At 65.7% G+C, this 14,610-nt stretch carries 15 protein-coding genes; 10 read left to right on the top strand and 5 right to left on the bottom strand.

Features of this window, described 5'->3' with window-relative positions; genetic code table 11:
* Position 1 precedes the first annotated feature (1 nt).
* On the top strand, positions 2-772 hold the full coding sequence (locus HALXA_RS15915) for a proteasome assembly chaperone family protein (protein ID WP_013881418.1): 771 nt from the start codon (positions 2-4) through the stop codon (positions 770-772).
* A 110-nt stretch (positions 773-882) separates the two neighbouring features.
* Here the strand turns inward: HALXA_RS15915 and HALXA_RS15910 are convergent, their stop codons facing one another.
* A complete protein-coding gene (locus HALXA_RS15910; RefSeq protein WP_013881417.1) occupies positions 883-1,662 on the bottom strand; it encodes a DUF7839 domain-containing protein in 780 nt (259 codons plus the stop codon).
* A 306-nt stretch (positions 1,663-1,968) separates the two neighbouring features.
* On the opposite strand from HALXA_RS15910, the gene HALXA_RS15905 reads away from it, so the two are divergent.
* Together HALXA_RS15905 and HALXA_RS15900 are read left to right on the top strand one after the other, a co-directional pair.
* Positions 1,969-3,222: a digeranylgeranylglycerophospholipid reductase gene (locus HALXA_RS15905; RefSeq protein WP_013881416.1), complete on the top strand. Its 1,254-nt coding sequence runs from the start codon at positions 1,969-1,971 to the stop codon at positions 3,220-3,222.
* A gap of 201 nt (positions 3,223-3,423) precedes the next feature.
* Positions 3,424-4,701, top strand: coding sequence for an FAD-dependent oxidoreductase (locus tag HALXA_RS15900; RefSeq protein ID WP_013881415.1), 1,278 nt, complete (start codon positions 3,424-3,426; stop codon positions 4,699-4,701).
* 343 nt (positions 4,702-5,044) lie between these two features.
* Here HALXA_RS15900 and HALXA_RS15890 read toward each other — a convergent pair whose 3' ends face one another.
* The gene (locus HALXA_RS15890; RefSeq protein ID WP_013881413.1) at positions 5,045-5,707 is read right to left on the bottom strand and encodes a helix-turn-helix domain-containing protein; all 663 of its coding nucleotides are present in this window, start codon (positions 5,705-5,707) and stop codon (positions 5,045-5,047) included.
* A 115-nt stretch (positions 5,708-5,822) separates the two neighbouring features.
* Positions 5,823-6,563, bottom strand: coding sequence for an SDR family NAD(P)-dependent oxidoreductase (locus HALXA_RS15885; RefSeq protein ID WP_013881412.1), 741 nt, complete (start codon positions 6,561-6,563; stop codon positions 5,823-5,825).
* Positions 6,564-6,696: 133 nt separating this feature from the next.
* On the opposite strand from HALXA_RS15885, the gene HALXA_RS15880 reads away from it, so the two are divergent.
* A complete protein-coding gene (locus HALXA_RS15880; protein ID WP_013881411.1) occupies positions 6,697-7,155 on the top strand; it encodes a universal stress protein in 459 nt (152 codons plus the stop codon).
* A 98-nt stretch (positions 7,156-7,253) separates the two neighbouring features.
* Here the strand turns inward: HALXA_RS15880 and HALXA_RS15875 are convergent, their stop codons facing one another.
* Entirely contained in the window at positions 7,254-7,637 is a 384-nt protein-coding gene (locus tag HALXA_RS15875) for a VOC family protein (protein ID WP_013881410.1), read from the bottom strand.
* Positions 7,638-7,816: 179 nt separating this feature from the next.
* Here HALXA_RS15875 and HALXA_RS15870 point away from each other — a divergent pair, with 179 nt between their 5' ends.
* From HALXA_RS15870 to HALXA_RS15860, 3 genes are all read left to right on the top strand, one after another.
* On the top strand, positions 7,817-7,960 hold the full coding sequence (locus HALXA_RS15870; RefSeq protein WP_049895340.1) for a DUF7560 family zinc ribbon protein: 144 nt from the start codon (positions 7,817-7,819) through the stop codon (positions 7,958-7,960).
* A 74-nt stretch (positions 7,961-8,034) separates the two neighbouring features.
* Positions 8,035-8,670, top strand: coding sequence for a universal stress protein (locus tag HALXA_RS15865; RefSeq protein ID WP_013881408.1), 636 nt, complete (start codon positions 8,035-8,037; stop codon positions 8,668-8,670).
* A gap of 71 nt (positions 8,671-8,741) precedes the next feature.
* Positions 8,742-9,335, top strand: coding sequence for a hypothetical protein (locus tag HALXA_RS15860; RefSeq protein ID WP_013881407.1), 594 nt, complete (start codon positions 8,742-8,744; stop codon positions 9,333-9,335).
* Between the two features lie 52 nt (positions 9,336-9,387).
* Here the strand turns inward: HALXA_RS15860 and HALXA_RS15855 are convergent, their stop codons facing one another.
* The gene (locus HALXA_RS15855; RefSeq protein WP_013881406.1) at positions 9,388-10,512 is read right to left on the bottom strand and encodes a Gfo/Idh/MocA family protein; all 1,125 of its coding nucleotides are present in this window, start codon (positions 10,510-10,512) and stop codon (positions 9,388-9,390) included.
* A gap of 193 nt (positions 10,513-10,705) precedes the next feature.
* Here HALXA_RS15855 and HALXA_RS15850 point away from each other — a divergent pair, with 193 nt between their 5' ends.
* The 3 genes from HALXA_RS15850 (at position 10,706) to sppA (ending at position 14,500) form a co-directional block, all read left to right on the top strand.
* Complete coding sequence (locus tag HALXA_RS15850) at positions 10,706-11,788, top strand: tubulin/FtsZ family protein (protein WP_013881405.1); 1,083 nt, start codon at positions 10,706-10,708, stop codon at positions 11,786-11,788.
* 422 nt (positions 11,789-12,210) lie between these two features.
* Positions 12,211-13,092, top strand: a complete 882-nt coding sequence (locus HALXA_RS15845; protein WP_013881404.1) for a coiled-coil protein — start codon at positions 12,211-12,213, stop codon at positions 13,090-13,092.
* A gap of 412 nt (positions 13,093-13,504) precedes the next feature.
* Positions 13,505-14,500, top strand: a complete 996-nt coding sequence (sppA, locus tag HALXA_RS15840) for a signal peptide peptidase SppA (RefSeq protein ID WP_013881403.1) — start codon at positions 13,505-13,507, stop codon at positions 14,498-14,500.
* Positions 14,501-14,610 lie beyond the last annotated feature (110 nt).

The raw sequence follows: 14,610 nt of genomic DNA, 5'->3' as shown, positions 1-14,610 counted from the left end.
TATGGACGAACTCGAGATCGACGCAGTCGACGACGTCGAACTGGACGACCCGGTGCTCGTCGAGGGGCTGCCGGGCGTCGGCCACGTCGGAAAGCTCGCGGTCGACCACCTGCTCGAGGAACTCGAGGGCGAGAGCACCCTCGTGCGCCGCGTCTACTCGCAGGAGTTCCCGCCGCAGGTAAGCGTCGAAGACGGCGTCGCCGAGTTGACCTGTGCCGAGATGTACGCGGTCTCGGTGGCCGACGGACGCGATCTCCTTCTGCTGACCGGGGACCACCAGGCCCAGACCAACGCGGGCCACTACGTGCTGACCAGCGCCTTCCTCGACATTGCCGAGGAGTTCGGCGCCAGCGAGGCGTACGCGCTCGGCGGCGTGCCGACCGGCGAACTCATCGAGGAGTACGCGGTCGTCGGGGCCGTCAGCGACGAGTCGCTGCGCGAGGAACTCGAGGACGCCGGCGTCGAGTTCCGCGAGGACGAGCCCGCGGGCGGGATCATCGGCGTCTCCGGTCTCCTGCTCGGCCTCGGCGAACGCCGCGGCTTCGAGGCGAGTTGCCTGATGGGCGAGACCAGCGGCTACCTCGTCGACCCCAAGAGCGCCCGCGCGGTGCTCGAGGTGCTCGAGGCGCTGCTCGGGTTCGAACTCGACTACGAGACCTTAGACGAGCGGGCCGACGAGATGGAGGAAGTCATGGGCAAGATCCAGGAGATGGAACAGCAACAGCAGCAACAGCAGGTGCCGACGGACGACGATCTGCGGTACATCGGGTAATCGGCTCGTCTCGCCGGCGACGGACGTTTGGCGGACTGGCTCGCCATCGGCGTCCCAGCACGGTCGTCCGGTCTTTTAGTTCGGTGTGATCCGTCGTCGCTCGCTCCTTCTTACCCCTCGAGAACCTCGTACGAGACGTCCGCATCCCGCAGCGCGTCCGTGACGCGGCCGACGGCGTGGGTGGTCGCGACGACGGTCACTGCGAGGCCGTGTTCCGCGGCGTCGGCGGCGACCTCGCCGACGGCGAACGTGACGGCCGGCTCGATGTCGGCCTGCCGGCAGGCGACGATCGCCTCGATGCCGGTGGCGACGACCTGATCCGCGTCCCCGCAGGCGTCGGTGACGATTTCGTCGTCGATCGCGCGGCTGCCGCCGGTCCGAACGCTGGGAACCTGCAGGACCGTCACGGAGCCGGGCTCTAAGTCCATGACGCCCTCGAAGCTCGTGACGCCGACGTCGGTGCCGGCTTCGGCGTCGGTCGTCGCGATGCCGGTCGCGGGCCCTTCGCTGCCCGGCTCGGCGTGGAGCAGTCCGTCCTCTACGAACAGCGAGACGGTCTCGCCCTCTTCGATGTCTTCGGCGGCGATGTAGGCGTCCTCGCTCATGGCGCCGAGAACGTCGCCCGTGACGTGGTCCGCGAACCGCCGAACGTCGTCGGCGGCGCGGAAGAGCCAGTCGACGCCCTCTCTCGTGACGCGGTAGCGCGACCGGCCTTCCTTCTCGACGAGGCCGTCGTCGACGAGTTCGCGGATGTACTCGCTGACGGCCTGACTCGTCACGCCGACTTCCTCGGCGATCTCACCCTGGCTGACCGCGGGCTGGCGCTCGGCGATCTGGACGAGGATCCGAAACCGCGTCGCGGCCCGCTTGTTGTCGAGGACGTCGACCATACCGGATTCTTACGTGAGCGTACCAAAAAGATGCGCGGTCCTGACGAATCAAACGGAGGTCGAACGGGGCTGGGTGGGCTTTCCCACCCCATTTCTCCCACTCAATGAGCGAACGGCTCCTCGAGCGTCGCTTGCCGGCCCTCGTCCCGCCAACACAGAAGTAGCTCCGGCCCTTCAGTTACCGGTAGTAAACCCGAGGAACCGGCGTCGAAACCGGATTCTGACCGGACATCACGGACATATAAGAAATATGGTACGGGAACGCAACTGGACAAACTCATTAGGATCCGAGCAAATCACGATTACATGAACGATCGCTACGACGTGGTGATTGCCGGCGCCGGTCCCGCAGGAGCGCAGTGTGCGCGGGATCTCGCCGCGAGGGACTACGACGTCGTCGTCCTCGAGACCGAATCCGAGGACGAGTTCCCGCGCCAGAGCAACAAGTCGACGGCCGGCACCTTCCCGTCGATGATGGCCTCCTTCGGGATTCCGGACGACGTCGTCATGCAGTACACCGACAGCGTGGTTCTGGAGTCGCCCCACGAGTACTTCGTGCAGGAACAGCCCGGCGCCGTCCTCGAGTTCGGCGACTTCAAGCGCTACCTCGTCGAAGACGGCCGCGAGAAGGGTGCCGAGTACCGGTTCGACGCGCGCGCCACCGCGCCGATCATGGAGAACGGCGAGATCGTCGGCGTCACCTACAACGGCGACGAGGAAGTCTACGGCGAGATCGTCATCGACGCGACCGGCCCGGCCGCGCCGATCGCGAAGAAACTCGGCGTCAGCAACTTGGAGCGGAAGAACCACGCCATCGGCATCGAGTACGAACTCGAGGGGATCGACATCGACCGGCCCGGCTTCGCGGACCTGCGGGACGCGATGATGCTGCGGCTGGACCACGACATCGCGCCGGGCGGCTACTCGTGGATCTTCCACACCGGGGGCGACACCGCCAAGGTCGGCCTCTGTTACATCCAGAACGAGCGGTACCAGCAGTTCGGCGATAACGGCAGGAGCATCGACGACCACCTCCAGCACTGGCTCGATACCGATCCGCGCTTTGCGGACGCCGAGCGCATCGAAGGGAAGCAACACCGCGGTTCGGCGCACATCCAGATGCCGGGCAAGATGCACACCGACCGGTTCATGGCCATCGGCGACACCGTGCCGACGGTCGACCCGCTCTGGGGCGAAGGGATCAACAAGTGCATGCAATCGGGTCGGATGGCCGCCGCCTCGGCCGACAGCTGTCTCAAGCACGGGAACCTCGAGCCGACCGCGGAGAACCTCGAGGTGTACGAGACGCTGTGGCACCGCGAGGTGGCGCCGAACATGCAAAAGCGCCTCTGGATGACGCGGCTGCTCTATCTGGCGGACAACGAACGGTACGACAAACTCATGCAGGATCTCAACCGGTTCGACCAGGACACGCTGGCGCAGGCGAACAAGGGCAACGTCGCCGCGATCTCGAAGCTGCTCCACCTGGGCGACCTGCCGCTGCTCGCTCAGCTCGGTACGGAGTATCTGGATTTCGGCTCGCTCAATCCGCTGCGGTAACTAACTCGAGTGCATCCGTTGATTCGATCGCTGACCGCCCGCTAATTCTCGTTCGCCGCCGTCCGTCGTCACCGACGACTCGCCGTACCGCGAGTCTCGAGCGCCGCGGCTACGAATAGTCCAAGCCCCAGTACAGGAACACAATCAGGAGAGCGAACGCGTTGGGACCAGACGTTTCCCCCTCGAGCGCCTCGCTCCGCTATGCCAATCGAAACCGACGTGCTCGTCGTCGGCGGCGGGGCGACGGGTGCGGGAACGGCGCGCGACCTCGCGCTGCGGGGCCTCGACGTCGCGCTCGTCGACCGCGCCGGCCTGTCGGCGGGCACCTCGAGTCGCTCGCACGGCCTCTGTCACAGCGGTGCGCGGTACGCGGAAAGTGATCCGGCCGGCGCCGAGGAGTGTATTCAAGAACGGCAGATTCTGGGCGAGGTCGCCGGCGCGTGCGTTCGCGACACCGGCGGGCTGTTCCTCGAACTCGAGGCCGACGATCCGGACTACTTCGCGGCCAAACGCGAGGCCTGCGAGAAGGTCGGGATTCCGACGACGGTGCTCGAGGGCGGCAAGGCCCGCGCCGAGGTGCCAGCCCTTTCGCCGAACGTGCAGCGGGCGCTGTCGGTTCCAGACGCCGTGATCTACCCCTCGCGGATCGTCGCCGCGAACGCGGCGGCCGCCCGGAACGAGGGGGCGCAAATTCTCACGCACGCGCCCGTGGAAGGGATGCGCCTCGAGGGCGATCGGATCGCTGCGGTAGAACTCGGCGGGCAGGTCGACGATACCGTCGAAGCGGACTTCGTCGTCAATGCCGCCGGCGCGTGGGCGGGCCGCGTCGCCGCGATGGCAGAGGTCGACGTCGAGATGCAACCAAATCGCGGCGTCATGGTCTCGGTTCGGGACGACGCCCTCGAGCCCGCGACGATGCCGGTGCTCAACCGCTGTCGCGATCCCGCGGACGGCGATATCGTCGTCCCTCACGAGGACGAGGTCGTCCTCGGGACGACGAGCGTCGACGTGGACGATCCCGACGAGTACGAGACGGCCGAGTGGGAACTCGAGCGCGTCCGCGAGGAGTGTGCGCGGATGCTCCCGCCGGTCGCGGACGCCGAGGACGTTCGCACGTGGTGGGGGGTGCGCCCGCTCTACGCGCCCGACGAAGCGACCCGGGAGTCGCGGGGCATCTCGCGAGGCTTTTTCCTCCTCGACCACGCCGCGGACGGCGTCGCGAACTTCGCGTCGATCGTCGGCGGCAAACTGACGACCTACCGGGCGATGGCCGAGGCGACGGCCGATCTGGTCTGCGAGCGGCTGGGGGTCGACGAACCCTGCGTTACGGCCGATCGCCGTCTGCCGGGTGCAGACGATTCGGAGCGGCTCGACGCGTTCGTCGCGGAGTTCGACGCCGGTGGACCATCGGACGCGGACGTCGTTTCGACGGATCGTGGATCCGGATCGGGATCTACTTCGGCTCGAGCCGATCGCTGACGGAGCGGTGGTTGTGATACCTGCAAACCGAACTCGTTCACTCATCGACCCGCGCAGTTATTTCGAAATCGCTTCGAACGCCGACGCCCCGCACCGACAGCCGTCCTTCCGGCCGATCGGTTGTACGGTATCGTCGGCGAATAACCACGCCGAGTAGATTCCGCCGCATTCGCGACACCGAGCGGCGACTTTCAGCCGCTCGTCGGTCGTCTCGGTGCTGGTTTCGTACGTCTGTTGAGGGCTCGTCATATCAATAGCAAGGCTGTCTTTGGGCAAGAGGTAGGGGGTTGTATAGACCACCTCGAGACATCACTTGGTGCACAGAGCGGCCGACGCAGACGAATCACTCGTCGTCCGGGTGCGTAAACGTTAACGTACTCGTGATGAGATTCCGGTGACCCGCGTGAAACCGTTTCGAGAGCGCCTGCTGGGAGATGTCCATCCGGTCCGCCAGATCCCGCATCGTGATCGACTGCGGTACCTCGTAGAATCCCTCCTCGAGCGCGGTGACCAGCGTCTCGCGTTGCTTCGTCGTGAGATCGTACTGGGCGCTCGCCATCGGCTGTTCCTGCTCCTGAATCCGATTGAGCTCGTAGGAGATCTCGTTGTCGGCACAATACTCGCGGAACTCTGTCAACACGTCTCGATCGTCGAACCGCATTCGCAGTTCCCAGTTGTCGGCGCGACCGATCGCCTGCATGATCGTTGACCCGAGTTCGGTGTACGCGTAGACGATCGTTTCGACGTTTTCCGTCCATTCGGCGCGGTACAATCGGGATTCGTCGACTTCATCAATCTGTGTGACGCCCGTCACGGACTCGTCGTCGTGAAACGCCGCTTCGAACTCCGCGTGATCGCCGCCGCTCACCCAGAAGTACGGCATCACCCTATCTTCCATCGTCGCCACGACCTGCTCGATCTCGACGACCATCTGCGGCGCCTCCGTCAGGGCGTAATTCAAGGCAAAGTCGTCCGATTTGACCGAAAACTCCGCGATGATACTCACGTAATCAGTTCCATAGGAAGCGGGATAAACTCGCGGTTCCGGCCGCGGTGTCGGACACGTTAGATCGCTCACGCCGCGTTCGGTCCGTTCACGTCCGATCCCCTCGAGACGGGAGTTAGACCGTCTCGGGCAGCCACCCGCCGTCGACCTCGATGTTCTCGCCGCTGACGTATCCGCTGTCCGGATCAAGGAAGAAGTGCAGCGGCTGAATCAGGTCCTCGAAGCTCGCGGGTCGATCTTGCGGGAGGTCGTCCGGGAACTCGTCGGAGTTCTCGACGACGTACGGCGAGATGGCGTTGACCGTGACGTCGTCGTCCTGCGTGTCGGCCGCGAGCATCCGCGTGAACATCAGGACGCCCGCCTTCGCGACGAAGTAGGGGAAGTTCTTCGGGCTCACCAGCCCCTTCTCGCTCGAGGCGTAGCCGATGTTGACGATCCGGCCGTAGTCGCCCTCGCGCATGTGCGCCAGGGCGCGTTTCGAGCAGAGATAAGTCCCGTTGAGGTTCGTCTCGAGCACCCGGTTCCAGGTGGCAAAGTCGAGGTCCGCCCAGTGGGCGGGCGCGAAGTCGCCGACGTTGTTCACGAGCACGTCGACGCCGCCGAACTCGGCCTCGACGGCCGAAAACAGCCCGTCGACGCTCTCGGGATCGGTCACGTCCCCCTGGACCGTCATCGCGTCGCCGGCGCCGCGCTCGAGCGCCTCGTCGGCCACTTCGCGCGCCGCGTCGGCGCTCGTGTGGTAGTGGACGACGACGGTCGCGCCGCAGTCGGCCGTCGCGAGCAGGAGTTCGCGGCCGACGCCTTTCCCGCTGCCCGTCACGAGGACCGTTCGGTTCGAGAGGTCGGGTCCGTCCATACCCCAGTCTCGACGACGGGGCGGAAAAAACGTTTGAACTGCGACACGACGGGACGAGACGACGCCCGACAACGTCACTCACGGCTCGAACCGTCGGATGGATTTACATCGGTGGAGTGAGATAGTTGCCGGTATGACGTTAGAAACTGTATTACTGGCAGTCGGACCCGGCGATTCCGAACGGATCGACGAACTCGCCGAAGCCGTCGTCGAAGTGGCGGCGCCGGCCGACGCGACCGTCGTCCTGGCACACGTCTTCACCGACAGCGAGTACGACGAAGTGCTCGACCGACTCGAGTTCGACCGCAGCGTCGACGAGATCGAACCCGACGAGGTCGCGATGCGCCACTCGACGATCCGGGAGCTGCAGTCGGCGCTCGACGAGTACGACATCGACTACGAGGTTCGCGGCGCCGTCGGCGACCACGGGCCGACGATCGTCGACCTCGCGGGCGACGTCGACGCCGATCGCGTCCTCGTCGGCGGACGCCGCCGCTCGCCGACCGGCAAGGCGGTGTTCGGCTCGACGGCGCAGGAAGTGCTGCTCTCGTCGCCGTGTCCGGCGACGTTCGTCCGCAGCAGCGAAGAGTAAGCGTCGCGAGCGGCCGCTCGCAACCGGACTGCTCGAGGCGGGCCGACGACTCGTTTTCTTGCCGCACCAACGGCGTTGCGACGCGAGTCGCGACTATTCTACTCGTCTCTATTCGCGTAGATCTCGACCTCGTACCCGTCCGGATCCTCGACGAAGGCCGCGCGGGCGTCGACCGCGTCGACCGTTATCGGTCCGCGGAGCACCTCGCAGCCGGTCCGTTCGGTGAGCCGCTCGAGCGTTTCGTCGAGGTCGTCGACGAGAATCGCGAGGTGGACGATTCCCGACGGCTCGATCTCCTCGTCGCCGTCGGGATCGTGGGCGAACTGGATCGAGGTCTCGAGTTCGTCGCCGGTGACGTAGTAGTTGTGAATCCCGTCGTCGGTGTGGAACTCCTGGTGGAACTCCAGCCCTAACCCGTCCTCGTAGAACGCTTTGGTCGCTTCCAGATCCGAGACGCGAACTGCAGTGTGATCGACTTCCATACCCGTCGCGTCGCACGCGGCCCGCATAAAGGTACAGTCCCGGACCAGTGCTCGAGGGGGACGTGGACTCGGAGCCCGCTCGAGCGGACTCGAGCCGGCGTCGGATCTCGGACGTACTTAAACGTCCCCGATATCGTGGTACGAACCCTATGCGGGTCGCTACCCTAGATAGAATCGTGATGAGCCCCTACCGATTCAGGTGCCCGGACTGCGCGCAGCGTATCGAACTCGAGGAACCGGGGCGCGAAGCCGCGGTCGAAAGCGGCTGTCCGTTCTGCGGGTCCGCGGTCGGAGCGAAGGACTTCGCCGCGACCACGTCCTAGTGCGACGTTGTCGACGGTGCTTGCGCGTGAGAGGGACTCGAGCCTATTTACGTCGCCGTTCCTAACGTTTCGACATGTACCAGCACGTCCTCATTCCGACGGACGGGAGCGACGGAACGCGACGCTCGATCGAACACGGACTGGCGATCGCGGACCGCTTCGACGCGACCGTCCACGGCCTCTCGGTCGTCCCGGAGGGGCCGCTGGGTACGTTCGAGGCTAACGAGGCGACGCCCGCGGCACACCGGGCCGTCGAGCGCGTCGAACTCGAGGCCAACGCGGCCGGGGTCGACGTCGTGACGGCGGTCGAACAGGGCGTTCCCCACGAGGAGATCCTCGATTACGTCGACGAGCACGACATCGACGCGATCGTCATGGGGACGCAGGGGCGGACCGGCCTCGACCGCGTGCTGATGGGCAGCGTCACCGAGCGGATCGTCCGCATGGCCGACGTTCCGGTCGTGACCGTCCGACTGAACCAGGAGCTGCGGATCGAGGACCCCGACGAGGCCGAGCGGCTCGCCCGCGACGCGCTCGAGGCCGACGGCTACGACGGCGACGCGACCGTCGCCGAGGACCCCCACCGGACCAGCGCCTCCTGGATCGTGCCGTTCGACACTGACGACGAGCGCGTCCACGTGCACGTCGACGCCGTGACCCGCGAGACGCGCGTTGCGAGTCCGAACCGGAGCCGGAACCGAAATCGGTAGTCGAATCTCGAGTCCGCCGGTCGCGGTGACGACGATCGATCCCGTCGAGTACGCATCGCTCCCCACCAGACATGTTCGGGACGAGCTACTGGACGGAGCGCACGCTACCTTCGTTCATGAACCCGTTCTCGAGCGCCCGACCCGACGACGACGGCTTCGACGACTTCTCGGAGTTCGTCCCCGAGCACCTCCCCGATCCGGGCCCGTTCCTCGAGGCCCACGACGTCCTCACCGACGACGAGCACGTCGCGTTCCACGAACTGACCCGCGAACTGTTCGAGGAGCGGGGCGTCTACGACGCCACCTTCGGCTACAACCTCGCGAAGCTCAACCTCGACGTGCGCCACACCGAGGCGGGCTTCCGGTACGCGGTCGACGCCGACGATTCGAGCGTGCTCCGGGCCGAGTTCACGCCGACGACGGAGTTCTGCCCGCAGGCCGAGGCGCTGGTCACGGGCTCGTTCCGCGCGTGGAACGGCCTGGGGGACCGCCACGAGTACGACCTCGTGCGCGTGCGCGTCCACCCTTCCCACCACCAGGCCGACCCGCTCAACGAGTCGCTCGAGCGCCTCGAGGCGGAGTTTCGCGAAACGGGTGAGATTCCGGATCCGGACGCCGGCGGAGACGGGAAAGCAGAGGAACAGCAGCGGACGTCACCGTTCTAGCGACCTGTTGATTTCGATCCGGACGGGAAATCACGCTTGACGGCGGGCTTGCTTACTCGAGGCTGACCCACTCGCCGCGCTCGTCGCTGTCCTCGATAGCCGCGAGCACGCGCTGGGCCGCCAGCCCGTCCTCGAAGCTCGGGTGGAACTCGCCGCCCTCGTCCACTGCGGAGAGGAACTCGTAATTCTCGTGGACGAAGGTGTGCTCCCAGCCGATGACGTGGCCCGGCGGCCACCAGTGGTCGACGTAGGGGTCGTCCTCGTCGGTCACGAGAATCGTCTCGTAGCCGCGGTCGCCCTCCCGGAGCAGTTCGAGTTCGTTCAGCCGCTCGAGCGAGAACTTCAGGCTGCCCTTCGAGCCGTGGATTTCGATCGTGTGGTCGTTCTTGTGGCCGGTCGCGTTCCGCGTGGCCTCCAGCGTCCCCATCGCGCCGTTCTCGAACTCGAGTTGGGCAGAGTAGGCGTCGTCGACGGTGACGGGCCGCGTCTCGTCGCCGCCTTCGGCGGGCCGCTCGTCGACGAACGTCTGCAGGTGGCCGCTGAGACGCTCGATGTCGCCCGCGAGGTCGTCGTCCCCGACGAGGAACCGGAGCAGGTCGACCGTGTGCGCGCCGAGGTCGCCCAGCGCCCCGGAGCCGGCCATCTCCTCGTCGTTGCGCCACGACCACGGCGCCTCGGGGTCGACCAGCCAGTCCTGCAGGTAGCGGCCGCGGACGTGGCGGATCTCGCCCAGTTCGCCGGCCTCGAGCAGCCCCTTGGCGTACTGGATCGCGGGGACGAACCGGTAGTTGAAGGCACAGCCGGCGGGCACGTCGTCGCCGGCGTCGCGAGCGGTCTCGGCCATCCGCTCGGCGTCCTCGAGCGTCGGCGCGAGCGGTTTCTCGCAGAAGACGGGGGTGCCGGCCTCGAGAGCGGCGATCGAGGGTTCGGCGTGGACGTGGTTCGGACCGAGGTTGTAGAAGACGTCGACATCGTCGACGACGTTCTCCCAGTCGGTCGAAATCGAGTCGAAGCCGAGCCGGTCGGCGGCCTCGTTCAGCGCCTCCTCGTCGCGGCCAACGAGCACGCTACGCTCGATATCGGGCGCGTCCGGGAAGAACATCGGCAGTCGCGCCATCGCGTTTGCGTGTGCCTTGCCCATGAATCGGTAGCCGAGAACGCCGACTTGAAGCGTCATAGGGTCACGTTCACAATAGATCGAGTTAGAACTTTCCGTCCCGGTGAGAAGGGCTCGCGCCGACCGGACTCTCCGTAACCGGCGGTCCGGTGACTGCAGCCGGAGTACGGCCTCGAGTCGCCGCCGAGACGTTTAGTAACGAATCTGTACATTCACCGGAACGTTCAACACGGATCCCTTCGATACGGGTGCTATGAAGGTAGCCCTGATCGGAGTCGGTCAGGCCGGTGGGAAGGTCACCGAACGGCTCGCCCGGTTCGACGCGGACATGGGCTTCGAGGCCGTTCAAGGTGCACTGGCCGTCAACTCCGCGAAACCCGACCTCCAGTCCCTCGAATTCGTCGACACGCAACTGATCGGTGCCGACCGCGTCAACGGCCACGGCGTCGGCGGCGACAACGAGTTGGGAACCGAAATCATGCAGTCGGACATCCAACAGGTGTTAAGCGGGCTGGACGGCCGCGTCACCTCGCGGGCCGACGCCATCTTCGTCGTGGCCGGCCTCGGTGGCGGCACCGGCAGCGGCGGCGCGCCCGTCCTGGTCCACAACCTCCAGCAAATCTACGACATCCCCGTCTACGCGCTCGGCATCCTCCCCGGGCAAAACGAGGGATCGCTCTACCAGGCCAACGCCGGTCGCTCGCTGAAGACGATCGCGCGGGAAGCCGACGCGACGCTGCTGATCGACAACGATTCCTGGCACGAACAGGGCGAGAGCGTCGAAGGCGCGTTCGATCGCATCAACGACAAGATCGCCCAACGGGTCGGCCTGCTCTTCGCCTCCGGCGAGGCCGTCGACGGCGTCGGCGAGAGCGTCGTCGACTCGAGCGAGGTCATCAACACCCTCCGCGCGGGCGGCATCGCGACGCTGGGCTACGCCAGCGAAGTCGCCAGCGAGGACAGCGCCGACAACATCCGCACCGTCATGACCGTCGCGAGACAGGCGCTGCTGACCGGGACGAGCCTGCCGAACGCGACGACGGCCGACTCCGCACTGTTGGTCATCGCCGGCAAGCCGGAGGCGATCCCGCGCAAGGGCGTCGAGAAGGCCCGGCGCTGGCTCGAGGACGAAACCGGTAGCATGCAGGTCCGAGGCGGGGACTTCCCGCTCGAGAGCGACCGCCTCGGCGCGCTCGTGCTGTTAGGCGGAGCCGAACGATCCGCGCGGCTCGAGCAGTTCATGGCGCGGGCCCGCGAGGCCAAAGAGGCCGAAGAGCGAGAGCGGACCGATCCCGCGGAAGAACTTACGGACGACCGCGTCGAGAACCTCTTCTGACGTTTCTCGGCGGTGGAGATTTTCACCGCAATCCACGATCGAACAGCGCCAGCGGTAGATCACACGACGGTGCCGGTTTCGCCGGGCCGCCCCCTGACGATGGCTCGTCGTTTATGTGCAACTTCCCCACCGTGAGACCGGTCAACAGCCCCGGACAGCCCCCTGCTAACGGTTTTCACGGTTTTTGCGACCGGTACATTTAAATTACAGGCGCCAGTAGCTACGGGTACCAGAACGCCACCGGGGCGCGTATCGCTCGACGATCGATGACAGGAAATCTTATTCACCGAGGTTTCGCAGATCGTGAGCGGACGCTTTGTACGGGCGGCCGCGACGACACCGACGCTCACTATTCGAGCGACGGTGCTGTCGCGATCGTCCGTCGCTCCGGTGCGGGTATGGCACAGAGGTTTGACTAACACATGGTAGACGAATCGAAAAACATCGAACTGACAGAGGACGACCTCGAAAACAAATCGAAAGGCGAGCTCATCAAGATGGCCGGTCAACTGCGAGATCGGCGCAACGAGCTCAACCAGATGGCCTCCGAACGCGCCTCCAAGCGCGATGACCTGAACGCGAAGACGCGCGAGAAGGTCGACGAGGCCCAGGAGCACCGCGAGCAGCGCGACGAGCTCAACGAGCAGGTCCAGGAACACAAGGAAAAGCGCAACGAGCTCAACGCCGAAGCCAACGAGCTCTTCGACCGCGTCGAGGAGCTCAAGTCGGACATGGAGCTCGACGAGGGCAAGGACCTCGAGGAACTCGAGGAGGAGATCGAGCAGCTCGAGTTCAAGCAGCAGACCGAGGTTCTCTCGAGCGAGGAAGAGCAGGAGCTCATCGAGAAGATCGAGTCCAAGCGCGAGGAGTACGAGGAGCGCAAGCAGAAGCTCGACCAGAACGAGGACCTCGAGGAACTCGTCGAGGAAGCCGAAGAGGTGCGCTCGGAAGCCTCCAAGCACCACCAGAAGGTCACGGAACTGGCGGACAAGGCCCAGGAACATCACAACCAGATGATCGAGGCCTACCGCGAGGCCGACGAGATCCGTGACGAAGCCGACGAGATGCACGAGAAGTTCGTCGAGGCCCAGGAGGCCGCCGACCAGCACCACGAGGACTTCGTCCGCGTCCAGAAGCGCCTGCGCGAACTGGACAAGAAGGAAGAAGAGGAGCGCAAGTCCGAGCGCGACAAGAAGCAGGAAGCGGCCAAGGAAGAGGCCGAGGAGATCTATCAGAAGTTCAAGGAAGGCGAAACCCTCGACACCGAGGACCTGATGAAGCTCCAGAAGACCGGCCTGCTCTAGAGGTCCGTCAGTTCGATTCGTCCCGCGGTCGCGGCTGCGTTTCCAGTTTTCGGCGGGAGCGCGTCGTTCGTCCGATCTCGAGTCATTACGATCGAGTGTGGGCTGACGTGCTGATGCCGTCGACGCAGCACGCGAAACGGACACGGGACGCAAGCGGGCGACGCGTAGCGGAACCGATTTCTAACGCAACCTGCTCTCGGGAGCGTTGCGTACGGCCGCGGAGCGGTGTGACTGCGGTATGACTGCGCACCGACGCTCGGGGTGTCGCATCGGAGCGATTCGTACCACGATAGTGCCGGATACGAGCCGGCAGCAGAACCGGACCCTCGAGCGGCGCTGCCGTCCGTGACGGTAACGGTTAACAGGTCGGCACCCACAGAGTCGGGCATGGATCGAGGTGTTCTCGAGAGCGATGGTTAGTACGGAGGGACTCGGACGACTCGCGATCGTACTGGTCGTCCTCGCGACGTTTGCAGTAGTCGGGGTCGCACTGTTCGTCGTGTATCCGACGACGCTGACGGAGCTGTTCGGCGTGCTCATCGCACTCGTCATCGCCGGCGTCGGCGTCAGAGTCGGCGGGAATATCGCGTCGTCGCTGTTCCCCGGTTACAACGTTGCCGAGGTCGCCGTTGAAGGACCGATTACCCGCGACGGCGGCGGACGCTCGTTCCCGCCGAGTCCGCGAGGGACGACCGCTGACGAGGTCGTCGAGCAGATCGATCGCGCGGACGAGGACGGCAACGTCGACGCGCTCCTCTTGAAACTCAACACGCCCGGCGGCGAAGTCGTCCCGAGCGACGACATCCGGCTCGCGGCCGAGCGGTTCGACGGTCCGACGGTCGCCTACGCGACCGACACCTGCGCCAGCGGCGGCTACTGGATCGCCAGCGGCTGCGACGAACTGTGGGCTCGCGAGGGCTCGATCGTCGGTTCGATCGGCGTCATCGGCTCCCGCGTCAACGCCAGCGACCTCGCGGAGAAGGTCGGGCTCTCCTACGAGCGGTTCGCCGCCGGCGAGTACAAGGACGCCGGCACCCCGCTGAAGGAACTCGAGGCGGACGAACGCGAGTACTTGCAGGGGATCATCGACGACTACTACGAGACGTTTGTCGAGCGGGTCAGCGACGGGCGCGACATGGACGCGGAGTTCGTCCGCGACACGGAAGCGCGGATCTACCTCGGCGAGCGGGCCCACGAACTCGGGTTGGTCGACGAACTCGGAACGCGCCGCGAGATCGAGGACGAACTGGCCGACCGGCTCGCGGTCGAGGACGTGACCGTCCAAGAGTTCGAACCCGAGCGGCCGCTGATGGCTCGGGTCGGCGCCGGCGCCCAGCAGTGTGCGTACGCCCTCGGTGCCGGAATCGCCGGTCTCGCGGACGAGCGGGAGTTCCGCCTGCGGACCTGACTGCGCCTGCGGTCCGATCGGTTTCCGTCGCCGTTACCGTCCACGATTACGCCCGGCGAATCCGTCGTCCGAGTGAGTGGTTTTATCGTCACACAGGAAGGAACGACTAC

The sequence above is a fragment of the Halopiger xanaduensis SH-6 genome, from assembly GCF_000217715.1.
In the GTDB taxonomy this organism is placed as follows: Archaea; Halobacteriota; Halobacteria; order Halobacteriales; family Natrialbaceae; genus Halopiger; species Halopiger xanaduensis.
The sequence above is the reverse complement of the archived record's forward strand: the minus strand, read 5'-3'. Positions and strand labels throughout refer to the sequence as shown.

Coding starts and splice junctions, on each gene's coding strand:
- HALXA_RS15870 (WP_049895340.1), top strand. CDS start 7,817: ATGAGCCCCTACCGATTCAGGTGCCCGGACTGCGCGCAGCGTATCGAA.
- HALXA_RS15855 (WP_013881406.1), bottom strand. CDS start 10,512: ATGACGCTTCAAGTCGGCGTTCTCGGCTACCGATTCATGGGCAAGGCA.
- HALXA_RS15885 (WP_013881412.1), bottom strand. CDS start 6,563: ATGGACGGACCCGACCTCTCGAACCGAACGGTCCTCGTGACGGGCAGC.
- HALXA_RS15865 (WP_013881408.1), top strand. CDS start 8,035: ATGTACCAGCACGTCCTCATTCCGACGGACGGGAGCGACGGAACGCGA.
- HALXA_RS15880 (WP_013881411.1), top strand. CDS start 6,697: ATGACGTTAGAAACTGTATTACTGGCAGTCGGACCCGGCGATTCCGAA.
- HALXA_RS15875 (WP_013881410.1), bottom strand. CDS start 7,637: ATGGAAGTCGATCACACTGCAGTTCGCGTCTCGGATCTGGAAGCGACC.
- HALXA_RS15860 (WP_013881407.1), top strand. CDS start 8,742: ATGTTCGGGACGAGCTACTGGACGGAGCGCACGCTACCTTCGTTCATG.
- HALXA_RS15850 (WP_013881405.1), top strand. CDS start 10,706: ATGAAGGTAGCCCTGATCGGAGTCGGTCAGGCCGGTGGGAAGGTCACC.
- HALXA_RS15845 (WP_013881404.1), top strand. CDS start 12,211: ATGGTAGACGAATCGAAAAACATCGAACTGACAGAGGACGACCTCGAA.
- HALXA_RS15910 (WP_013881417.1), bottom strand. CDS start 1,662: ATGGTCGACGTCCTCGACAACAAGCGGGCCGCGACGCGGTTTCGGATC.
- HALXA_RS15900 (WP_013881415.1), top strand. CDS start 3,424: ATGCCAATCGAAACCGACGTGCTCGTCGTCGGCGGCGGGGCGACGGGT.
- sppA (WP_013881403.1), top strand. CDS start 13,505: ATGGTTAGTACGGAGGGACTCGGACGACTCGCGATCGTACTGGTCGTC.
- HALXA_RS15915 (WP_013881418.1), top strand. CDS start 2: ATGGACGAACTCGAGATCGACGCAGTCGACGACGTCGAACTGGACGAC.
- HALXA_RS15905 (WP_013881416.1), top strand. CDS start 1,969: ATGAACGATCGCTACGACGTGGTGATTGCCGGCGCCGGTCCCGCAGGA.